This window comes from Sphingomonas sp. 4RDLI-65, assembly GCF_049472435.1.
Classification (GTDB): domain Bacteria; phylum Pseudomonadota; class Alphaproteobacteria; order Sphingomonadales; family Sphingomonadaceae; genus Sphingomonas.
In genome coordinates this window covers 562,488-581,462 of the sequence record NZ_JBCEBT010000002.1, presented here as the reverse complement: position 1 = coordinate 581,462, position 18,975 = coordinate 562,488, and the positions used below count along the sequence as shown (strand labels likewise).

15 protein-coding genes are annotated in these 18,975 nt (G+C 65.9%); 7 read left to right on the top strand and 8 right to left on the bottom strand.

Going from position 1 to position 18,975, the window contains the following annotated elements:
• The first annotated feature begins 67 nt into the window (after positions 1-67).
• Positions 68-2,200 carry a M3 family metallopeptidase gene (locus VH567_RS07735; RefSeq protein WP_423324732.1) on the top strand — a complete coding sequence of 711 codons (2,133 nt, stop codon included), beginning with the start codon at positions 68-70 and terminating at the stop codon, positions 2,198-2,200.
• Positions 2,200-3,495: an MFS transporter gene (locus VH567_RS07730; RefSeq protein WP_423324730.1), complete on the top strand. Its 1,296-nt coding sequence runs from the start codon at positions 2,200-2,202 to the stop codon at positions 3,493-3,495. Before VH567_RS07735 ends, VH567_RS07730 begins: the two co-directional genes overlap by 1 nt.
• Before the next feature lie 220 nt (positions 3,496-3,715).
• Here VH567_RS07730 and VH567_RS07725 read toward each other — a convergent pair whose 3' ends face one another.
• From VH567_RS07725 to VH567_RS07705, 5 genes are all read right to left on the bottom strand, one after another.
• Complete coding sequence (locus VH567_RS07725; RefSeq protein ID WP_423324728.1) at positions 3,716-5,068, bottom strand: sensor histidine kinase; 1,353 nt, start codon at positions 5,066-5,068, stop codon at positions 3,716-3,718.
• A gap of 10 nt (positions 5,069-5,078) precedes the next feature.
• Entirely contained in the window at positions 5,079-5,798 is a 720-nt protein-coding gene (locus VH567_RS07720; RefSeq protein WP_056411068.1) for a response regulator, read from the bottom strand.
• A gap of 84 nt (positions 5,799-5,882) precedes the next feature.
• Entirely contained in the window at positions 5,883-6,407 is a 525-nt protein-coding gene (locus VH567_RS07715; protein ID WP_423324726.1) for an EF-hand domain-containing protein, read from the bottom strand.
• A gap of 125 nt (positions 6,408-6,532) precedes the next feature.
• Positions 6,533-7,309, bottom strand: a complete 777-nt coding sequence (locus tag VH567_RS07710; protein WP_423324724.1) for an acyl-CoA thioesterase — start codon at positions 7,307-7,309, stop codon at positions 6,533-6,535.
• Positions 7,306-8,883 (bottom strand): class I adenylate-forming enzyme family protein, encoded by a 1,578-nt coding sequence (locus VH567_RS07705; protein ID WP_423324722.1) that lies wholly within the window; start codon positions 8,881-8,883, stop codon positions 7,306-7,308. Before VH567_RS07705 ends, VH567_RS07710 begins: the two co-directional genes overlap by 4 nt.
• 72 nt (positions 8,884-8,955) lie before the next feature.
• Here VH567_RS07705 and VH567_RS07700 point away from each other — a divergent pair, with 72 nt between their 5' ends.
• The 3 genes from VH567_RS07700 to VH567_RS07690 all read left to right on the top strand — a co-directional run bounded on the left by VH567_RS07700 (position 8,956) and on the right by VH567_RS07690 (position 11,250).
• A complete protein-coding gene (locus VH567_RS07700; protein WP_423324720.1) occupies positions 8,956-9,570 on the top strand; it encodes a glutathione S-transferase family protein in 615 nt (204 codons plus the stop codon).
• Positions 9,567-10,364 carry an SDR family NAD(P)-dependent oxidoreductase gene (locus VH567_RS07695; RefSeq protein WP_423324718.1) on the top strand — a complete coding sequence of 266 codons (798 nt, stop codon included), beginning with the start codon at positions 9,567-9,569 and terminating at the stop codon, positions 10,362-10,364. The genes VH567_RS07700 and VH567_RS07695 overlap by 4 nt, the downstream gene beginning before the upstream one ends.
• A gap of 94 nt (positions 10,365-10,458) precedes the next feature.
• Positions 10,459-11,250 carry a hypothetical protein gene (locus VH567_RS07690; protein WP_423324716.1) on the top strand — a complete coding sequence of 264 codons (792 nt, stop codon included), beginning with the start codon at positions 10,459-10,461 and terminating at the stop codon, positions 11,248-11,250.
• A gap of 59 nt (positions 11,251-11,309) precedes the next feature.
• On the opposite strand, the gene VH567_RS07685 is transcribed toward VH567_RS07690, so the two are convergent.
• Positions 11,310-12,005, bottom strand: coding sequence for a glutathione binding-like protein (locus tag VH567_RS07685; RefSeq protein WP_423324714.1), 696 nt, complete (start codon positions 12,003-12,005; stop codon positions 11,310-11,312).
• Positions 12,006-12,438: 433 nt separating this feature from the next.
• Here VH567_RS07685 and VH567_RS07680 point away from each other — a divergent pair, with 433 nt between their 5' ends.
• Positions 12,439-15,294, top strand: a complete 2,856-nt coding sequence (locus VH567_RS07680) for a TonB-dependent receptor (RefSeq protein ID WP_423324712.1) — start codon at positions 12,439-12,441, stop codon at positions 15,292-15,294.
• Positions 15,295-15,720: 426 nt separating this feature from the next.
• On the top strand, positions 15,721-17,025 hold the full coding sequence (locus tag VH567_RS07675) for a spinster family MFS transporter (RefSeq protein ID WP_423325026.1): 1,305 nt from the start codon (positions 15,721-15,723) through the stop codon (positions 17,023-17,025).
• A 156-nt stretch (positions 17,026-17,181) separates the two neighbouring features.
• Here the strand turns inward: VH567_RS07675 and VH567_RS07670 are convergent, their stop codons facing one another.
• Both VH567_RS07670 and VH567_RS07665 read right to left on the bottom strand, forming a co-directional pair.
• A complete protein-coding gene (locus VH567_RS07670; RefSeq protein ID WP_423324710.1) occupies positions 17,182-17,556 on the bottom strand; it encodes a hypothetical protein in 375 nt (124 codons plus the stop codon).
• A gap of 111 nt (positions 17,557-17,667) precedes the next feature.
• A complete protein-coding gene (locus VH567_RS07665; protein ID WP_423324708.1) occupies positions 17,668-18,912 on the bottom strand; it encodes a TetR/AcrR family transcriptional regulator in 1,245 nt (414 codons plus the stop codon).
• Positions 18,913-18,975: the final 63 nt, after the last annotated feature.

The following is an 18,975-nucleotide window of genomic DNA, read 5'->3' as shown; positions in this document are numbered from 1 at the left end:
GCCCTGCGCGCCTTCCTCTGTGTGACTTTATCTCTATGCTACCCGGAACATCGACCGGGAGATCCATGTGCAGTTTCTATACCTCGCCGCCAGTGCCGTCGCGCTGATGGCGTCTACCTCCGTCGTCGCGCAGGTCGCGCCTGCAACGGCGCCCGCCGCCAATCCGTTGCTCGCCGACTGGACCGGCCCGATGGGCGGGGTGCCGCCGTGGGACAAGGTTCGCCCCGAGCTGTTCCCGCAGGCGTTCGAGACCACGCTGGCCGAGCGCACCGCGGAATACCGCAAGATCGCCGACAACACCGCCAAGCCGAATTTCGCCAACACGATCGTGCCGATGCAGCTTGCCGGCAAGCGCTACGGCCAGGTGATGACGCTGTTCGGCGTGATGACCGGCAACATGAACACGCCCGCCTACCAGAAGCTCGACCGCGAATGGTCGCCGAAATTTTCCGCCGCGTCGGATGCGATCACCTTCGACAAGCCGCTGTTTGCACGCATCCAGGCGATCTACGACACGCGCAATTCGAGCGGGCTGAACGCACAGCAGATCCGCCTCGTGACGCGGATCTACGACAGCTACGTGCGGCAGGGCGCCAAGCTGAACGACGCGCAGAAGGCGCAGCTCTCTCAGTATAACCAGCAGCTCGCGACCGCGTTCTCGACGTTCGGCGAGAAGCTGCTCGCCGACGAGAGCACCGCCATCGCGGTCGGCGATGAAGCGCAACTCGCCGGGCTGCCCGACAGCGTGAAGGCGGTGGCCAAGGCGGCAGCGGCTGAGCGGAAGTTGCCGGGCTTCGCGATCGTCAACACGCGCTCGGCGGTCGATCCGGTGCTGACCTACGCGACCGACCGCGCGCTGCGCGAGAAGGTGTGGCGTGCGTTCGTCAACCGCGGCGACAATGGCGATGCGAGCGACACGAACGCGACGATCGCGCAGATCGTCAAGCTGCGCGCCGACCGTGCGCACCTGCTCGGGTTCAAGACGCATGCCGACTGGCGCATGCAGGACACGATGGCGAAGACGCCCGCCGCGGCGATGGACCTGATGATGCGCGTCTGGCCCGCCGCGAAGGGACGCGTCGCCGAGGAAGTCGCGGACATGCAGAAGGTCGCCGGCACCTCGCTGACGATCGAGCCGTGGGATTATCGCTTCTACCAGGAGAAGGTGCGGAAAGCCCGGTATGACCTCGATCAGGCGCAGCTGAAGCCGTATTTCGAGCTCGGCAACATCATCCAGGGCTCGCTCTACGCCGCCAACCGGTTGTACGGGCTGAACTTCAAGGAGATCACCGGGACGGTGCCGGTGTTCGAGCCTAACATGCGCGTGTGGAGCGTGACGGACAAGACCGGCAAGGACGTCGGCCTGTTCTATCGCGACGATTTCGCGCGGACCGGCAAGCGGTCGGGCGCGTGGGCGAACACGTATCGTGGTCAGCGCGGCCTCGTCCCGGCGCAGCTCGTGCTGTCGTCGAACAACAACAACTTCGCCAAGGGTGCGCCCGGCGAGCCGATCCTCATCAGCCTCGACGATGCGCAGACGCTGTTCCATGAGTTCGGCCATGCGATCCACGCAATGCTCCAGAACGTCTATTATCCGGGGCTCGCCGGCACGCCGCGCGACTTCGTGGAATATCCGAGCCAGGTGAACGAGCATTGGCTGCTGACCCGCGACGTGCTCGACAAATACGCGCGGCATTACCAGACCAAGGCCGCGATGCCGCAGGACCTGCTCGACAAGATCGAGAAATCGCGGACCTTCAACCAGGGCTTTGCGACCACGGAGTATCTGTCGTCGGCGATCGTCGACATGAAGATCCATACCGTCCCCGACGGCGTGATCGATCCGGACAAGTTCGAGGCCGCGACGCTCGCCGAGATCGGCATGCCGAAGCAGCTGGTAATGCGTCACCGCGTTCCGCAGTTCCAGCATCTGTTCGCGTCGGACAGCTATTCGGCGGGCTATTACAGTTACCTGTGGTCCGAGACGATGGACGCCGACACCTTCGCGGCGTTCGAGGAAGCCGGCAGCCCGTGGGACAAGGCCACGGCGGACAAGTTCGCCAAGGTCCTGCTGTCGACGGGTAATGAAACCGACCGCGCGGAGGCGTATCGCGCGTTCCGCGGCCGCGATCCTGACGTGAACGCGTTGCTCAAGAAGCGCGGTTTTGCCCCAACCCAAGCTGTGCAGGGAGCTAAATAATGGCGAGCACGACACTTCCGCCGGAGAAGAACCACCGCCTGAAATCGATCCTCGGCGGGTCGGCGGGCAACCTCGTCGAGTGGTTCGACTGGTATGTCTATTCGGCATTCGGACTGTATTTCGCGCCGGTGTTCTTCCCCAAGGGCAATGCGACGGCGCAGTTGATGAGCGTCGCCGCGGTGTTCGCGGTCGGCTTCCTGATGCGACCGATCGGTGCGTGGGTGATGGGCATCTATGCCGATCGCCACGGCCGTAAATCGGGTCTGACGCTGTCGGTGACGCTGATGTGCGCGGGCTCGTTCCTGATCGCGATCACGCCGGGCTTCGCGACGATCGGCTGGATCGCGCCGGCGCTGCTGATCCTTGCACGCCTGATGCAGGGCCTCAGCGTCGGTGGCGAATACGGCGCGAGTGCTGTGTATCTGTCGGAAATGGCGGGCAAGTCGCGGCGCGGCTTCTTCTCCAGCTTCCAGTACGTCACGCTGATCGCCGGCCAACTGCTCGCGCTCGGCGTGCTGCTGCTGCTGCAGTCGACGCTGGACACGGCCCAGCTCGACGCCTGGGGCTGGCGCATTCCGTTCGCGATCGGCGGCGTGCTCGCGCTGGTCGTGTTCCGCATCCGTCGCGGCCTGCTCGAGACCGAGAGCTATCAGAACGCCAAGGCCGACGGCACGCCGAAATCGAGCGGGTGGCTGTTGTTCAGCAAATACCCGCGCGAGGCGTTCACCGTGCTGCTGCTCACCGCGGGCGGTACGCTCGCCTTCTATGCGTACACCACGTACATGCAGAAGTTCCTGGTCAATACGAGCGGGTTCAGCCGTGAGTCCGCGACGCTGATCATGACCGCGGCGCTGGCATTGTATGCTGCGTTCCAGCCGTTGGCGGGTGCGTTGTCGGACCGCATCGGGCGGAAGCCGCTGATGGTCGGGTTCGGGATCGCCGGCGTGCTGTGCACGGTGCCGATCTTCACCGTGCTCGAAACCGCGACCAACCCCTATCTGGCGTTCGGCCTGGTGGTGGCGTCGCTGTTCATCGTCACCGGCTACACCGCGATCAACGCGGTGGTGAAGGCGGAACTGTTCCCGGCGCACGTCCGCGCGCTGGGCGTGGCGTTGCCGTATGCGCTGGCGAACACGATGTTCGGCGGGACGGCTGAGTACGTCGCGCTGTGGCTCAAGAACGAGGGCATGGAGCGCGGCTTCTACTGGTACGTCACCGCGATGATCGGCGTGTCGCTGATCGTGTACCTCCGCATGAAGGACACGAGGACGCATAGCCAGATCATCGAGGACTGAGACTGACCCGACCCCCTCTCCCCTTGCGGGAAGAGGGCTAAGCTTACTGCTCCCTCTCCCCTCCGGGGAGAGGGCTGGGGTGAGGGGCTGTTCCAGGCGATGCCCTGCTTGGCGGGGGGGGGGGGGGGGGGGGGCGATCCCCCCCCTGTTCCAGGCGATGCCCTGCTTGGCTGCCCCTCACCCCGACCCTCTCCCCAGAGGGGAGAGGGAGTAGAAGCAATTAGCGGGGCAGCTCGATAATCGCGTCGAGGCCGCCGCCCACGCGGTTCACCAACCGGATCTCTCCCCCAGCCTCGCGCACGATCGCTTGCGCCAGCGCCAGCCCCAAACCAATCCCCCCGGTCTCCCGGTTCCGCGAACTCTCCAGCCGCGTGAACGCGTCGAACACGTCGCCCATCCGGTCCTCCGGGATCCCCGGCCCCTGGTCGGCCACGACGATCGCCACCGTCTTAGCCCCAGCCTCGACCCGCACCTCCGCCGACACGCCATACTTCACCGCGTTCTCGATCAGGTTGCGTACCGCGCGCCGCATCAACGACGGCCGCAAGCGCATCCGCAACCGGTCCGCCTCGACGAAGCTTACCTCGCAGCCGAGATCGCGGAAATCCTCGACCACCGCGTCGACCAGCGCGGCGAGGTCGACGTCGGTCGGCGGTTCGCTCGGCCGCCCGAGCCGCGCCAGCGACAGGATATCGTCGAGCGTCCGGTTCATCTCGGCCACCGTGTCGATCATCTTCGCACGATCGGTATCATCCTCGACCGACTCGATCCGCACCCGCAATGCGGCGAGCGGGGTACGCAGGTCGTGCCCGATCGCGCCCAGCATCCGGTCCTTCTCGTCGAGCATCCCCGTCACCCGCAGCCTGAGCGCATTGAATGCGGTGATCAGCGCGGCGACGTCGTCGGGGCCGCGCACAGGGAGCGGTGGACTCGGTTCGCCCGGCCGAAACCGTTCCGCCGCCGCGCGCAGATCGCGCAACGGCCGCGACATTCGGCGGACGATCCACAGCACCGGCAACAGGACGACGATGTAGAGGATCGCCGTCTGGCTCAGCAACGCGATCAGCAACCGCCAGCCGGGCTGCGGCCAGGGCGCGGTGATCGTCAGCCAGCCGCGACCCGGCTGTTCGAGCGCGATCAGCAGCGCGGCGCCATCGCGGTCGCCGCGGCGGATCCCGGCACGTCGCCGGTCGTCGCGATCCGCGTCGCCTTCCGGTGTCGCGGGTTGGAGCCCGGTATCGATCTGCCCGACCGTCACGCCCTGATCCGCGAGCTGACGACGCAATTCCGCCGCCACCTCGGGATGGCGCTCATACCCGATCGGCGGGATCGGATTGGCGGCAAGCCGGCGAACGCGGCCGCGATTGGCGGTGAGTGATCGCCCGGCATGCGCCTCCCGCTCGAGTGCGTCGGCGATCCGCGTCGCGACCGGCCGGGTCGCCTGGGCCAGTCGAAACTCGGTCCGATCGCGCAGGATCAGCCCGAAATTGATCGCCTGCGCGACGAACAGCGCCAGCGCGATCAGCAGCGCCATCTGCCCGGCGAGGCTGCGCGGCCATGGCCGGACGCGCATCATGCCGCCATCACAAGCGGGTCACTTCGGCGGCGAGCGTGTAGCCGCCGCCCCACACCGTCTTGATCAACTCGGGCGTCTTGGCGTCCGCCTCGATCTTGCGCCGCAACCGGCTGACCTGGTTGTCGATCGCGCGGTCGAACGCGGCGGCCTCGCGTCCTTGCGTCAGGTCGAGCAATTGGTCGCGCGTGAGCACCTGGCGTGGTCGCGTCACGAGCGCCAACAGCAGATTATACTCGCCGGTCGACAGCGGCACCGACACGCCCTCGCGGTCGACGAGCGCACGCTCGCCCGATTTCAGCACCCAGCCGGCAAAGGCATAGGCATTTGCTTCCGGCGCATGCTGGCGCGCACCGCCCGCGGTCGCACGCCGCAGGATCACCTTCACGCGCGTCGCCAGTTCGCGCGGCGAGAACGGCTTCACGACATAATCGTCCGCGCCCATTTCGAGCCCGATGATCCGGTCGGTCTCCTCGGTCCGCGCGGTCAGCAGGATCACCGGCACGTCGCTGGTCGCGGCGATATGGCGGCACAGCGATAGCCCGTCCTCGCCCGGCATCATGATGTCGAGGATGACGAGGTCGATCGCATAGGCGGTCAGCCGCGTCCGCGCGCTCTCCGCATCGCCCGCCTGCGTGACGCGAAACCCCTGTTTGGTGAGGTACGCGGCCAGCGGCTCGCGGATCGAGCGCTCGTCGTCGACGAGCAGCAGATGCGGCATATCTCCCATCGGGGCAGTGTCTAGCATGGCGGCTGTCCAGGGGAAGCACCGGGACGCGGTGCCTCCCCCCTTTCCGGATTATCGAGCAGGTTATTACCGAGCAGGGGCGGGCGCTGGTGCGGGCGGGGTGACGCCCTCGCGGCGTTCGCGTCGGTCGACGCGGCGCATCTCGACGGCATTGGCGCGCTCGGTCGCGTCGATCGTGCCGTCACGGTTGGCGTCCATACGGTCGAACCGCTTGAGCGCACGCGCCTGAAACTCCTCGCGCGTCACGCTACCGTCGCGGTTCGGATCCATCTGCCGCCCCATGCCGTCATGCTTGCCGCCACCCGGCGGGGGAACCGGCACGTCGCGGCCGCTCGCCACCATCCGGTCGTGCATGGCGGTGCGATAGGCGCGCATCTCGCCGGCGCTGATCCGTCCGTCGCGGTCGGTATCCATCTGCGCGAACCGGGCGTCGGCCTGCGCGATCGCTTCGGCGCGCGTCGTGACGCCGTCGCGGTTCGCATCCTGCCGCATCGGCGGACGCGGGGTTGCGGGGGCAGGGGCGGTCTGCGCGCTGGCAGCGGACGTGATCGCGCTGGCGGCGAGCATCAGGGTGAGGACGGTCTTTCGCATGTCGAACTCCGGCTGAGTGGGACGAATTCCCATCGAATGACGCCGGTCTAACCTCTAGTTGTCGCAGGCTTTTGCCGCAGTGCCGTCAATGTGTCGCAAGATATGTCGAGCGCGTTCATCAAAGTTCAGGCGAAGATCGCTACGCTCTGCATCTGCTCGGCGACCGGCGTGCCGTCGGCATTCCAGATCGCCATCTGCTGGCTCGAACTGCCCTCCCGCGTATAATCGGTGGTCGCGCGGAGCAGCCACCAGCCGTCACGCGTCACCGGCTGCGGCCCCAGGATATTGAGCAGCCACGTCATCGAACTGAGCGGAGCAGGGCCACCAAGCAGCTTCAGCGCGGCGGGCGGCAGGCAATCGGCGAGCGCGACCAGTTCGACCATCGGATCGAGCCCGTCACGCTCGGCCAGCCGTGCCCAGCGCAGCCACTCGGCGGGCCCGACGCTATCGTCGCGGCGATCGAGCAGGTCGAAATTGCGCGAGAACGCCACCGCGCTATGGCCACGGAAGGTCTGCGTGTCCGGTCCCGGCATCGGGAAGTCGGGCGCGCAACCCGTCTGGTGATCGACCCGCGATTCCACCGCGCCCATGAAAACGAACGTTGCACGAAGTCCGAGCCCCGCCGCGCTCTCGACATCCGTCTGAACGAACGCCGCATTGCGACCGCGCCGCAACCGGCTCGCCCGGATCACGATCTCGCCCGACAGCGGCCCGATGAACGACACCTGCGCAGACCGCAGCGGCGGCAGGTCGACGTCGGACTGCTGCGCGGCGTGGAGCGCCAGCGCGGCGGAGAAACCGCCATAGGCGGTGCGGCCCTGCAGCCAGTTTTCGGGCACCGTCCCGCGCCAGCCATCTTCGGTCCGCACCAGCGCGTCGATCGCCTGTCTGAGACTGGTCATGCCGCGGGCGCCGCCAATCGGTCGCGCAGTTCGCGCTTGAGCACCTTGCCGATCGCGCTGCGGGGCAGTTCGGCGGCGACATGGAGCGCCGACAGTCGTTGCGTCTTGCCGACCTGCCCGTTCGCCCACGCCAATATCGCCGTTGCATCGTCCGTCGCGCCATCGCGCGGCACATAGAATCCCACGGGCGTCTCGCCCCAAGCTTCCGAGGGCACGCCGATCACCGCGCAGTCCGCGACCGCCGGATGCTGCGCCAGGACTGCCTCCAGGTCCGACGGATAGATGTTGAACCCGCCCGAGATGATCAGGTCCTTCTTCCGGTCCATCAGCGTGAGAAAGCCGTCCTCATCGAACCGTCCGACATCGCCGTGGCGGATGTAGCGGTTGCCGTCCGCGTCATGCCATTCTGCATCGCGCGTCGCCTCGGTACGGCCGTGATAGCCGTTCATCATCGCCGGGCTGCGACCGACGACCTCGCCCATCTCGCCCGGCGCGACTTCGATGCCGTCGTCGTCGATCAGGCGGATCTCGTGGCCTGGCATTGGCTGGCCGACGGTGTGAAGCTTGGTCGGGTTAGCGGTGGCGTTCAGCGCACAACTCGCGCCGCCCTCGGTCATGCCGTAGAACTCGACGAGCACGCCCGGCCAGCGCGCGACGACGTCGGCTTTCAGCGCGGCCGAGAACGGCGCGCTGGTGCTGGTCTTGAAGCGGAACGCCGACAGGTCGAAATCGTCGAAATCGGGTAGCGCCATGATCCGCTGATATTGGACGGGGACCAGCATCGTGTGCGTGGCGCGGTAGCGTTCGGCGAGTTCGAGGTACGCGCGGGCCTCGAACTTCTTCATCAGTACGACGGTACCGCCCCAGCCGAGTGTCGGCAGGAAGCTGACTAGGGTGGTGTTCGAATAGAGCGGCGTGGCGATCATCGTCACCGCCGTGTCGAACCCGGCGGCGGTGTTGCGCGAGACGTGAGCCCAGCGCATCGCGTGGCTCTGGACGATGCCCTTCGGCGTGCCGGTCGTGCCCGAGGAGTAGATGATGTTGAACGGGTCTTCGGGCGCGATTGTAACGGGGATGGGCTTGGCACCATCAGGAGCCAGCCAATCGCCAAAAGCTTGTTCCCCCGCGAAGGCGGGGGTCCAGTCTGGGCTCCCGCCTTCGCGGGAGAACAAGATGGGGCGGCCTGAAAGCGTTTGCTCCTCCAGCGCCCGAGCATTCTCCGCATCGAGGAACACGATCGGTGCGCCACTATCCGCAATCATAGCCGCGATCGCCGCCGGCGTAGCGGACGGCGCGATCGGCGTTGCGACACACCCCGCGCGTACCGCACCAAGGAAAGCGGCCGCGTAGTCCGTCGTCGGCGCCGCGACGATCGCCACCGCGGTCCCCGGCGCTACCCCATCACGCTGCAACGCCGCCGCGACCCGGTCCATCGTCGAATCAAGCGTTCGATAGTCGATACTGCCCTGCGCGTCGGCGACCGCGCTGCGATCCCCCCGTTCGAGCGCATGCGCGCGGATCAGATCGGGCAATGTGGCAAAGCCCGTGGCGAGCATGTCTGCAGCAGTCGTCATCCGCGCATCGCTAGGCGAACCCGCCCGGCAATGCCATACGGTATATTCGAAAACCGAAGTCGAGGAGACGCCATGCTGTTTTACGATAGCGCGCTGCCAGCGCCCAACCCGCGCCGCGTCCGCATCTTCCTCGCTGAAAAGCACGTCCGCGTGCCGATGGCGCAGATCTCGATCCCCAAGGCCGAGCACAAGGCGGAGGCGTTCCTGTCGGTCAACGCACTCGGCCAGACGCCGGCGCTCGCGTTCGACGATGGCCGCGTGCTGACCGAGAGCGTCGCGATCTGCCGCTATTTCGAAATGCTCCACCCCGAACCGCCGATGTTCGGCCACGGCGCGCACAACATCGCCGAGATCGACATGTGGACCCGGCGGATCGAGCTGCGGCTGATGACGCCGCTGTCGATGGTCTGGCTGCACACGCACCCCTGGACCGCGCGGATCGTCCAGCCGCAATATATCGAATTCGGCGAGAGCCAGCGCCCGCGCGTGCTCGCGGCGATGACGGAGTTCGATCACGCGCTCGCCGGTCGCGAGTGGCTCGATGGCGAGCGCTACACGATCGCCGACATCGTGCTGCTGACGACGATCGACTTCGCGAAGTTCGTTGGCATCGCGGTACCCGAAGACCTGGCGCACCTGAAGTCCTGGCACGCCCGTGCGACGGCTCGCCCGAGTGCGCAGGCATGAGCGACGCTTTGCGAGGCGCGGTCGCGATCGTGACGGGCGGCGGCACCGGGATCGGCGCGGCGGTCGTGCGGCGGCTGGCGGCGCGCGGCGTGTCGTGCGTCATCAACTACGCGACCAGCCGCGACGATGCGGAGGCGTTGGCGGTCGAAGTCGGGCAGGGCGCGATCGCGGTGCAGGCGGACATCGTCGACGACGCCGCCTGCCGTGCGCTGGCCAAGGCCGCGACCGACGCGTTCGGGCGGATCGACTTCCTCGTCAACAATGCCGGCCGGACGAAATTCGCTGCGCACGAGGATCTTGATGCGCTCGACGCCGAGGATTTCATCGACATCTACCGCTTGAACACGGTCGCGCCGTTCCAGATGATCCGCGCCTGCGCCCCGGCATTGCGCGCAAGCCCGATGGGCGCGGTCGTCAACGTTGCGAGCGTCGCGGGCGTTTTCGGCATGGGATCGTCGGTCGCCTATGCCGCATCGAAGGGTGCGCTGGTGACGATGACGAAGAGCCTCGCGCGGGTCCTGGCGCCGGAGATTCGCGTCAATGCGGTCGCGCCCGGTTATGTCGCGACCGGCTGGTACGAGAAGCGGCTCGGCGACGAAGGGTTCGCCAAACTCAATGCCAAGGTCGCGGCTTCGGTGCCGATGGGCTTTGCGACCGGGCCCGACGACGTCGCTGGCCCGATCGAGATGCTGCTCGATCCGCTAAGTCGCGCGATGACCGGCGAAGTGCTGCTGCTCGACGGTGGCGGCCATCTGGACGTTGCACTGTCCAGGCGGCCGGGGCGCGAGAGTTAACCACCTCGTTTCACGCAATAATCAGCTCTTTCCCCGTACGCCAGAAACCACAGGCACCCGGCGATGGCCGGGCGTTCGCGGGGAAGAGGGTGCGATGCGCAGACTGATGATGGTGGCGATGGGGTGCTGCATGCTGGCCGCGGCAATCGCGGCGGAGGCGCCCGCCGGTGCAGACGCCGCCGCGCCCGCCGGTGCATCCGCCGGTGCATCCGCCGGTGCGAACGCCGGCGTGCTCGTGCCGGCCCACACCGAAGTCGTGCTCAGGCTGAACGAGGAAGTCGGATCCGATCGCGCGCGGCTGGGCCAGATGGTGCCGGTGTCGGTCGCGAGAGACGTCGTCGTCGACGGCGCGATCCTGATCCCGCGCGGCACGGCCGGCACCGGCGAAGTCGTCTATCGCAGCGGCAAGGGCGCGTTCGGCAAGTCCGGCAAGGTCGATGTCGAACTGCGGTCGATCGACGTCGGCGGCCGCAGCGTACCGGTCGTCGGCCGGTATCATGCGGCAGGTGGCGGTCGGACCGGCGAGACGATCGGCACGATCATCGTCGGTGGCGTCATCGCTGGCGCCTTCATCACCGGTCGGCATGCGGTGTTCGAAGAGGGGCATGAGTTCACCGCCTTTACCGGCGCGGCGACCCGCGTGGCGCGACCATCGGTGCGGATGGCGCGCTTCGTCCCGCCGGCCGCCAGCATGCCGAGCGGAGCAGGGTCGTTCGCTCCGGCAACGGTCTCGTATCGCCCCCGGCCAATATCGCCTTATGTCGCGCGCCCGGCACCCGCCGTCGTGCCCGCCTACACCGTATCGGGCAGCTTGGCGGAACGGCTCGCCGCCGCCCAACCCGTCCGCGGTGGTGATCCGCGTCTGGGCTGGACGATCAGCGACTGACGACCACCGACTGACGATCGCCGACTGACGACCACCGCCGGACGATCACCGATGGCCGATCAGCGGGTCGCGGCGGTCTGGCCGAATAGCTGCTTCTTGGCCTCGTCGGTCATCGGCGCGCTGCTGTCGGCGATCGCCTTGCCCTTTTCATACGCCGCGACGGTTGCCGGCCGCGCGGCGATGGCCTCGAACCAGCGCTTCACGTTCGGAAAATCCTCCAGCCGCTGGCCCTGCGCCTCATAGGGTACGATCCACGGATACGCGGCCATGTCGGCGATCGAATAGTCGCCGGCGATGAAGTCGCGACCCTCGAGTCGACGATCCAGCACGCCGTACAGGCGGTTGGTTTCCTTCACATACCGATCGATCGCATACGGGATCTTCTCGGGCGCATAGCGATTGAAATGATGGTTCTGCCCCAGCATCGGGCCAAGCCCACCCATCTGCCACATGAGCCACTGGTTCACTATGGTGCGTCCGCGCAGGTCGCCGTCACCGAAGCGCCCGGTCTTCTCTGCCAGATACAGCAGGATCGCGCCCGATTCGAAGACCGTCACCGGCGCACCGCCATCGCTCGGGGCATGATCGACGATCGCCGGCATCCGGTTATTGGGCGCGATCGCCAGGAAATCGGAGGCAAATTGCTCGCCCTTGCCGATGTTTACCGGCTTGATCGTGTAGTCGAGCCCGGCTTCCTCGAGGAATAGCGTGATCTTGTGGCCGTTCGGCGTGGGCCAATAATGCAGGTCGATCATGTGCGGTCTCCAGTAATCTTGCGGCATCGAGATGGGATCTGGCGAGGTGGGCAGCAAGCTGACCGCGCGTAGCCCGCCGCGCATCGGTCAGGATTGGACGCATCGGCGAAGAAGGGGCTTTGCAACACGCAGGATATCGTGCAAAAGCACTGCCATACCGGACCTTCAGATGACGATCGAAGCGACCGTACGAGTTTGGAGAGGGGATCAGGCGGGAGGCTGGCAAATGGCCGGACCTCCCGCCATCCTTCCGATCTTCAGAACTCGCTCCCAATATTCGGAACTGGTTTCTAACCTGCGTCAAGTACGCGGTTTTTTGTGCATACCGGTAGCGATTTGCTACGCGTTACTTGCTTGACGCTATCCTCTGCGAGGTATCTATTCGAATGTACGGTACGGGCCAGAAGCGCTCCGGCCGAACAGGGAGAGAGATGTGGCCAAGCAGCGCTATTTCGCCGCGTGCGCGTTTTCCGTACTCGCAATCGCGACGGTGTCACCCGTCGCCGCACAGACTATTTCGCAAGCAGGGGCGCCGTCTGGGACGACGCAGTCCGGTCAGGGACAGGCGGTAGCGCCGCCCGCAAGCGACGACGACCAGACCGCCGATATCATCGTCACCGCGCAGGGGCGTGCGCAGGCGCTTGCCGACGTTCCAGTCGCGATTTCCGCGGTGTCGGGGGAGACGCTGCAGAACTCGGGCGCGAACGACATCCGCCAATTGAGCCAGCTTGCGCCGTCGCTGCTGGTTTCGTCGACCGGGTCGGAGGCAAACGGCTCGGCGCGCATCCGCGGGATCGGCACGGTCGGCGACAACCCCGGGCTCGAAAGCTCGGTCGCGGTGTTCATCGACGGCGTGTATCGCTCGCGCTCGGGCATCGGTCTCAACGAACTCGGCGAGATCGACCGGGTCGAGGTGTTGCGCGGGCCGCAGGGCACGCTGGGCGGCCGCAATTCGACCGCGGGCATGATCAGCATCTTCAGCAAGGCGCCGTCATTCACCGAATTCAGCGGCGGTGCGGAGGCAAGCTACGGCAATTACGACTATTATCGGCTGGCCGGAAACCTCAACGTGCCGCTGTCCTCGACGATCGCGGCGCGTGTCGACGGCGTCTACGTCAAGCGCGACGGCTTTTATTACGATCCGACCAACAAGACCGACGTCAACGATCGCAACCGCTATTTCGTGCGCGGCCAGTTACGCATCGAGCCGACCTCGGACATCGATATCCGGCTGATCGGCGACTATACCCACCGCAACGAGAAATGCTGCGCCGCGACCTATGTCGATCAGTCGGTCAATCCGTCGATCGGCAATCTGAACGAACCGGCGACACCGCTGACCACCGGGCTTCCGAACGGCAACAACATCGTCAACGTCCTGCGCGATCTCGGCCAGCCGCTCGCGCTGCTCAACCGCCCCGGCTATTCGCGGACGATCTCGACCAGCGCTGGGCGCAGTTTTGCCGGCGTGACGCGCGACTACGGGTTCTCTGGTCAGGTCGACTGGCAGCTCGGCGGTGCGAAGCTCACCTCGATCACCGCGTATCGCAATTACAAGGCGGATCAGGGATCGGACACCGATTACGGGGCGGCGGACGTGCTCTACCGCGCGGCCGACGGCAATTCCTCCCGCCAGTTCAAGACGTTCACGCAGGAATTGCGTCTCCAGGGCAGCGCGTTTGCTGGCAAGCTCGACTGGCTGGTCGGCGGCTTCTACACCGACGAAAAGCTGACGGTGCACGACAATCTGAAGTTCGGGTCGCAATATGGCCGGTTCGCGACCTGTCGCATCATCTCGGGCGGCGGTCTGGCTGGGCTCTATTCGCCGACCAGCCCGAGCTGCGTCGTTCCCGGTGTCGGCCCGGCCACCCTGGCGGGCGCCAGCGGGGCGAGCGGTGCCGATATCGTGGCGGGTTTCGCACGCCTCGACGGGCTCAACAATCTCGGCTCGACGATCGATACCTATCAGCAGAACAGCCGGAATTTCGCGGCGTTCACGCACAATATCATCCATCTCGCCAGCACGCTCGATCTGACGCTGGGCGCGCGCTACACGCAGGAGCGCAAGACCTTCGACGCGACGTTCGGCAACAACAACACCGTCTGTACCGCGCTCGAATCCTCGCTGACCGATGATCTGGTCAGTCCCAACGCGACCGCACGCGCGCTCGCGGCGGGGCTGATCGGGCTGGGGTGCCAGGGCAATTCGACCGCGGAGCTGAACGGCGTCAGCATCAACGACCGCCGCAAGGAGCACAAGTTCACCGGCACCGCGATCCTGTCGTGGAAACCGGTCGACAACCTGCTGGTCTATGCAAGCTATTCGCGCGGCTACAAGGCGGGCGGGTTCAACCTCGATCGCTCCGCCTTGAAGACGCCGATCGCGGTGGTCGCAGGCGTGCCGACGACGACCTTTGCGGCGGTCGGTGGCGCACAGGCGCTGGTGCGCGGGCTGCAATTCGATCCCGAAACGGTCAATTCATTCGAGATCGGTGCGAAATACGGTACCGGGCCGTTCTCGCTGAGCGTCGCGGCCTTCCGCCAGGACTTCAAGAACTTCCAATTGAACACGTTTAACGGCACGGTCTTCCTAGTACAAAACATCAACGGCTGCGATTCGAGCCTGGCCGGTGGCGATCGCGACCAGAGCAAGTTCACGGCAGCTACCAACTACAGCGCGGCAGCGGGAACGACGGGTGCGTGCCCGTCGGGTGACGTTGGCTACGGCGTGCGCGCGCAGGGCGTCGAGCTGGAGGCGAGCCTGATCCCGGTCCGCGATTTCCGGGTGACACTGGGCGCGACGTTCACCGACACCGGCTACCGCGACCAGTTGGTCGGCAACAGTTCGGGCGCGCCGCTCGATCAGGCGTTGCGCAAGCTACCGGGCCAGACGCTGTCGAACTCGGCGGATATCGTCACCACCGCATCGATGGCGTTTACGCCGCCGATCGGCGACAGCGGGCTGTCAGCGCTGTTCTACGTCGATACGCGGATGACCAGCGACTATAATACGGGCTCGGACCTGTTCCCGCAAAAGGCGCAGGACGGCTTCGCGCTGGTTAATGCGCGGGTCGGGCTGCGCGGCAAGGACGAGCGCTGGGCGATCGAGTTCTGGGGCCAGAACGTCTTCAACCAGCAATATGCGCAGGTCGCGTTCAACTCGCCGTTCCAGGAGGGCGCCGCCACCGCGGCATTCCAGGATCCGCAGTTCCCGGGCGGGCGCCAGTTGTTCTCGCAGTTCCTCGCCGAACCGCGGACCTACGGCGTGACCGTGCGGGGCAAGTTCTGAAAAGAAGGCTGAGGGACGGAATGCGCATTCTGCAATCCGTCCCTCAAGGGAGAGGTAGCCATAACGAGGACGGCGACGGGCGATGGCGACGGGGCAGGGGGACTGAATGGAGCTCGTCCCCTTGCCATCTTCCCGTCAGGCGGCGCCTGTCACGTCCCCTGGAGGGGACGGAGCGTTCCGCTTCGTCACAGTCGACTCTTGGGCGGCTACCCCTTTCGAGCAGGTAAGACGTGTTTCCCCGCGAAGGGACCCAGACTGGACTCCCGCCTTCGCAGGAGAACAAGGAGGGACATCGTTTCGCCCCGCAAAACTACCGAGCCGACTGCTCAGCGGACGGTCGATACCCTGCATCACGCCGAACTTCACTTGTCTGGTACGCGATCCATAACCTAGCATAGCCTAGAATTAGATATCAGGGTATTGCCGATGGCCGCAGCGTATCAGTCCCATCCCGAGATCGCCGACGCGTTGGCGATGAAGCGACGGGGCCTGACGCTCGCGTTGCTCACCTTCACCTATTTCTTCAGCTACATGGACCGTCAGATCCTCGCGATCCTGCTCGAGCGGATCAAGGCGGACCTGATGCTGACCGATACGCAGCTCGGGCTTCTCTCCGGGCTGGTCTTCGCGATCTTCTATGCGACGCTCGGTATTCCGGTCGCGCGGCTGGCGGATCGGACCAGCCGGCGCAACATCATCGCCGCCAGCCTGACGATCTGGAGCGCGATGACCGCGCTGTGCGGGCTGGCGCAGAACTTCACGCAGCTGATGCTCTTCCGGATCGGCGTCGGCATCGGCGAGGCGGGGTCGAGCCCGCCCAGCCATTCGATCATCGCCGACCTGTATCCGCCCGAAAAACGTGCGAGCGCGATGGCGGTGTATTCGCTCGGCGTGGTGCTCGGCGCGGGTTTCGGCACGCTGATCGGCGGCGTCGTCGCGCATTCCTATGGCTGGCGGATCGCGATGATGACCGTAGGCCTGCCGGGAATCGCGCTGGCGCTGCTCGTGCGCCTGTTCATGGTCGAGCCCCGCCGCGGCCTGTCCGATGCCGCCCGCGCGACCGAGGTGAAGCCGATGCCGAGCGTCGCGCAGGGCTTCGCATCGATGTGGGCGAGCGCGCCGGCGCGGCATCTGGTGGTCGGCGTCACGCTCACCTCGATGATCGGGTATGCGCTGACCGGCTGGGGTCCGAGCTATATCCAGCGCTCGCTTGGCATCTCGATGCTCGATATCTCGCGCTATATCGCATTGCCGGGTGCGCTGTTCGGCGCGATCTCCGCGCTAGCGGGCGGCAAAATCGCGGACGTGCTCGCCAAGCGCCACGGATTGCATGTCCAGGCCTGGGTCGTGCTGGCGATGAAAGGACTGTCGCTGCCTTTCGCGCTGGCCTTCTACCTGATCGACGCGCCGGCGATCGCGATCGGCAGCTATTTCGTCTCGCTGATCTTCGCCAATTCGTATCTCGGGCCGAGCTTCGCATTGATCCAGCATCTGGCGCCTTTGCAGATCCGGGCGATGTGGGCGGCGATCACGTTGCTGGTGATCAACCTGGTCGGGCTCGGGCTCGGGCCGACGCTGGTCGGGTGGCTGAGCGACCTGTTGAAGCCGGGATGCGGCGAGGATTCGCTGCGCTATGCGCTGGTGATCATCGTGCTGATGACGCCGTGGGCGCTGTTCCACTATTGGCGAGCAGGCGTTCTGTTGAAGCGGGCGGAGGATGCGGCCAAATAGCTCCTTCCTCCGTCATCCTGACGAAGTCAGGAGCCAGGATCCCAGGGGACGGCGTTTGTAATCCTGGATGCTGACTTTCGTCAGGATGACGGGGTTGGTGTCGTTAGCGAGCCTCAACGGGCCGCAGGATGATTGCTGGGCACGGCGTCCGCCAAGCTATCCGTTGGGCGCCCCCTGCATCATCCAAGCCAGCGCCGACTTCCGGTCGTCGAACACCGCCATGTCGTCGCGCACCGACGCGATCCGCTTCACCTGCAACCGGGCAAGCTTGCCCTCGGTATACAGCGCGACCTTGCGGGACTTCAGCGGCATCGACACCGCGACGCGTTGCAGCATCGCGATCACCTCCTGCGGCTGGATCGCGGATTTCGAGAAATTGCACAGCAGCATGTGGCGTTTGCCCGTCGCCAGCACGCGGCGTCCCTCGCGCTCCAGATCGCGCAGGAATTCCTCGACATGCTCTATCGTCCAGAAGCCGGACGCATCGACCTCGATAATTCCGGTCTCAAGATCGGTCGTGATGGTGTGCATGCCGCCTCCGTGGAGGCGCCGGGATCGGCCGCCAGCGGTTAACGCGGCGTAACCAAACCATTCCGGCTTCGAGCGTCCACCAGTCCGGGGCGACCAGTTCGAGATAGGCGCTCAGGCCTTCGCCATCCGATCGTCGAACAGCCCATACATCAGCGTCGAGGCATACATCGCGATCGCCCGCTCGCGCGGCATCGTCGACGCCCACTTCCGCATATCGAACGCCGCATTCTGCAGCGCCATCAACGCCTGCGCCGCGATCAGCGCATCGACCGCGCGGATCGAGCCTTCGCCGATCCCGTCCATCATCATGCCCGCGTACCGTCGCGCGATGCCGTTCGAGCGATCGACCATCGCGTTGCGCACGCCGACCGGCAGTCCGCTCAGTGCGGTGGTGCGCAGCAGCGGTCCGCGCTCGGCGAACTGGACGTCGAGCAAGGTCGCGACGGTGCTCGACAGCTTGTGCCAGTAGCTCCCGCCCTCGGCCTCGCCACGGCTCTGCGCATCGGCGATCGTGTCGAAGCTGCGCCGGTAGCACGCGATGACAAGATCGTCCTTCGCGTCGAGATGGTGGTAGAAGCTGCCCTTGGTCACGTTCAGCTCCGACGCGATCTTCTGCACCGACGCGCCGCGATAGCCGAGTTCGTTGATCAGGCGCGTCGCAGCCAGCAGAAACGCCTCGCGCCCCGGCTCCGCCTCGTCATGGCTGAGATCGAGCAGCTTCGGCGACCATTTGGCCTCCTTCCCCGCGATGCCGTGCGCGAACACGTCCATCAGCCGCTCCTCGACACGCCCGTATTGATCGGGCTCGTACCGCGTCAGCCAGATCGGCAGCCAGAACGTGTTCTCGAGCAGCACGTGCGCACGCGCGCCGTTGAGATCGGTCTGCGCGCGTGACGAAGTCGGCCCCCACAACAAGCGCGTCCGACGGAACACCTCGCGCCAGCCCGCCATCAGTCGGCCGCGCATTGGCTCTTCGGTCGCCCGCAGATCGGACAGGACCGCGAACGCCTTCTCCTCGCCGCGCTGAATCCGCCCCAGCCTATCCATGTTGAGCGCCAGATAACGCCGCACGCGGTCCTCCGGCGTCGCTTCTTCCGCCGCGACGTCGAGCATCGCGATCAGCGATTCGAGCGTGTTCTCGAACGCCGCCGCCGCGAGGTCTTCCTTGCGCTTGAAATAATAGGTAACGCTCGTCGTGTTGAGCCCGACGCGCCGCGCCACGTCCGCGAACGTCATGCCCTTGGCACTCTGTTCGTTGATCGCTTCTGCCGCCGCGGCGAGGATCGCGTCACGCTTCGCGCGGAAGCGCTTGGTGCCCTGTTCGCTCTCGTCGCTGGCCTCTGCCGGAACCTTCATCGAAACACCCTAACAGCTTCGATTTGAAGATACAGTGCTTTTTAGGCGCTTTCAGGGCGGACT

Bases quoted from the DNA above. Each gene is read 5' to 3' on its own strand.
- VH567_RS07715 (WP_423324726.1), bottom strand. From the start codon at position 6,407: ATGCGAAAGACCGTCCTCACCCTGATGCTCGCCGCCAGCGCGATCACG.
- VH567_RS07730 (WP_423324730.1), top strand. From the start codon at position 2,200: ATGGCGAGCACGACACTTCCGCCGGAGAAGAACCACCGCCTGAAATCG.
- VH567_RS07675 (WP_423325026.1), top strand. From the start codon at position 15,721: ATGGCCGCAGCGTATCAGTCCCATCCCGAGATCGCCGACGCGTTGGCG.
- VH567_RS07710 (WP_423324724.1), bottom strand. From the start codon at position 7,309: ATGACCAGTCTCAGACAGGCGATCGACGCGCTGGTGCGGACCGAAGAT.
- VH567_RS07670 (WP_423324710.1), bottom strand. From the start codon at position 17,556: ATGCACACCATCACGACCGATCTTGAGACCGGAATTATCGAGGTCGAT.
- VH567_RS07705 (WP_423324722.1), bottom strand. From the start codon at position 8,883: ATGACGACTGCTGCAGACATGCTCGCCACGGGCTTTGCCACATTGCCC.
- VH567_RS07700 (WP_423324720.1), top strand. From the start codon at position 8,956: ATGCTGTTTTACGATAGCGCGCTGCCAGCGCCCAACCCGCGCCGCGTC.
- VH567_RS07685 (WP_423324714.1), bottom strand. From the start codon at position 12,005: ATGATCGACCTGCATTATTGGCCCACGCCGAACGGCCACAAGATCACG.
- VH567_RS07690 (WP_423324716.1), top strand. From the start codon at position 10,459: ATGCGCAGACTGATGATGGTGGCGATGGGGTGCTGCATGCTGGCCGCG.
- VH567_RS07725 (WP_423324728.1), bottom strand. From the start codon at position 5,068: ATGCGCGTCCGGCCATGGCCGCGCAGCCTCGCCGGGCAGATGGCGCTG.
- VH567_RS07695 (WP_423324718.1), top strand. From the start codon at position 9,567: ATGAGCGACGCTTTGCGAGGCGCGGTCGCGATCGTGACGGGCGGCGGC.
- VH567_RS07720 (WP_056411068.1), bottom strand. From the start codon at position 5,798: ATGGGAGATATGCCGCATCTGCTGCTCGTCGACGACGAGCGCTCGATC.
- VH567_RS07665 (WP_423324708.1), bottom strand. From the start codon at position 18,912: ATGAAGGTTCCGGCAGAGGCCAGCGACGAGAGCGAACAGGGCACCAAG.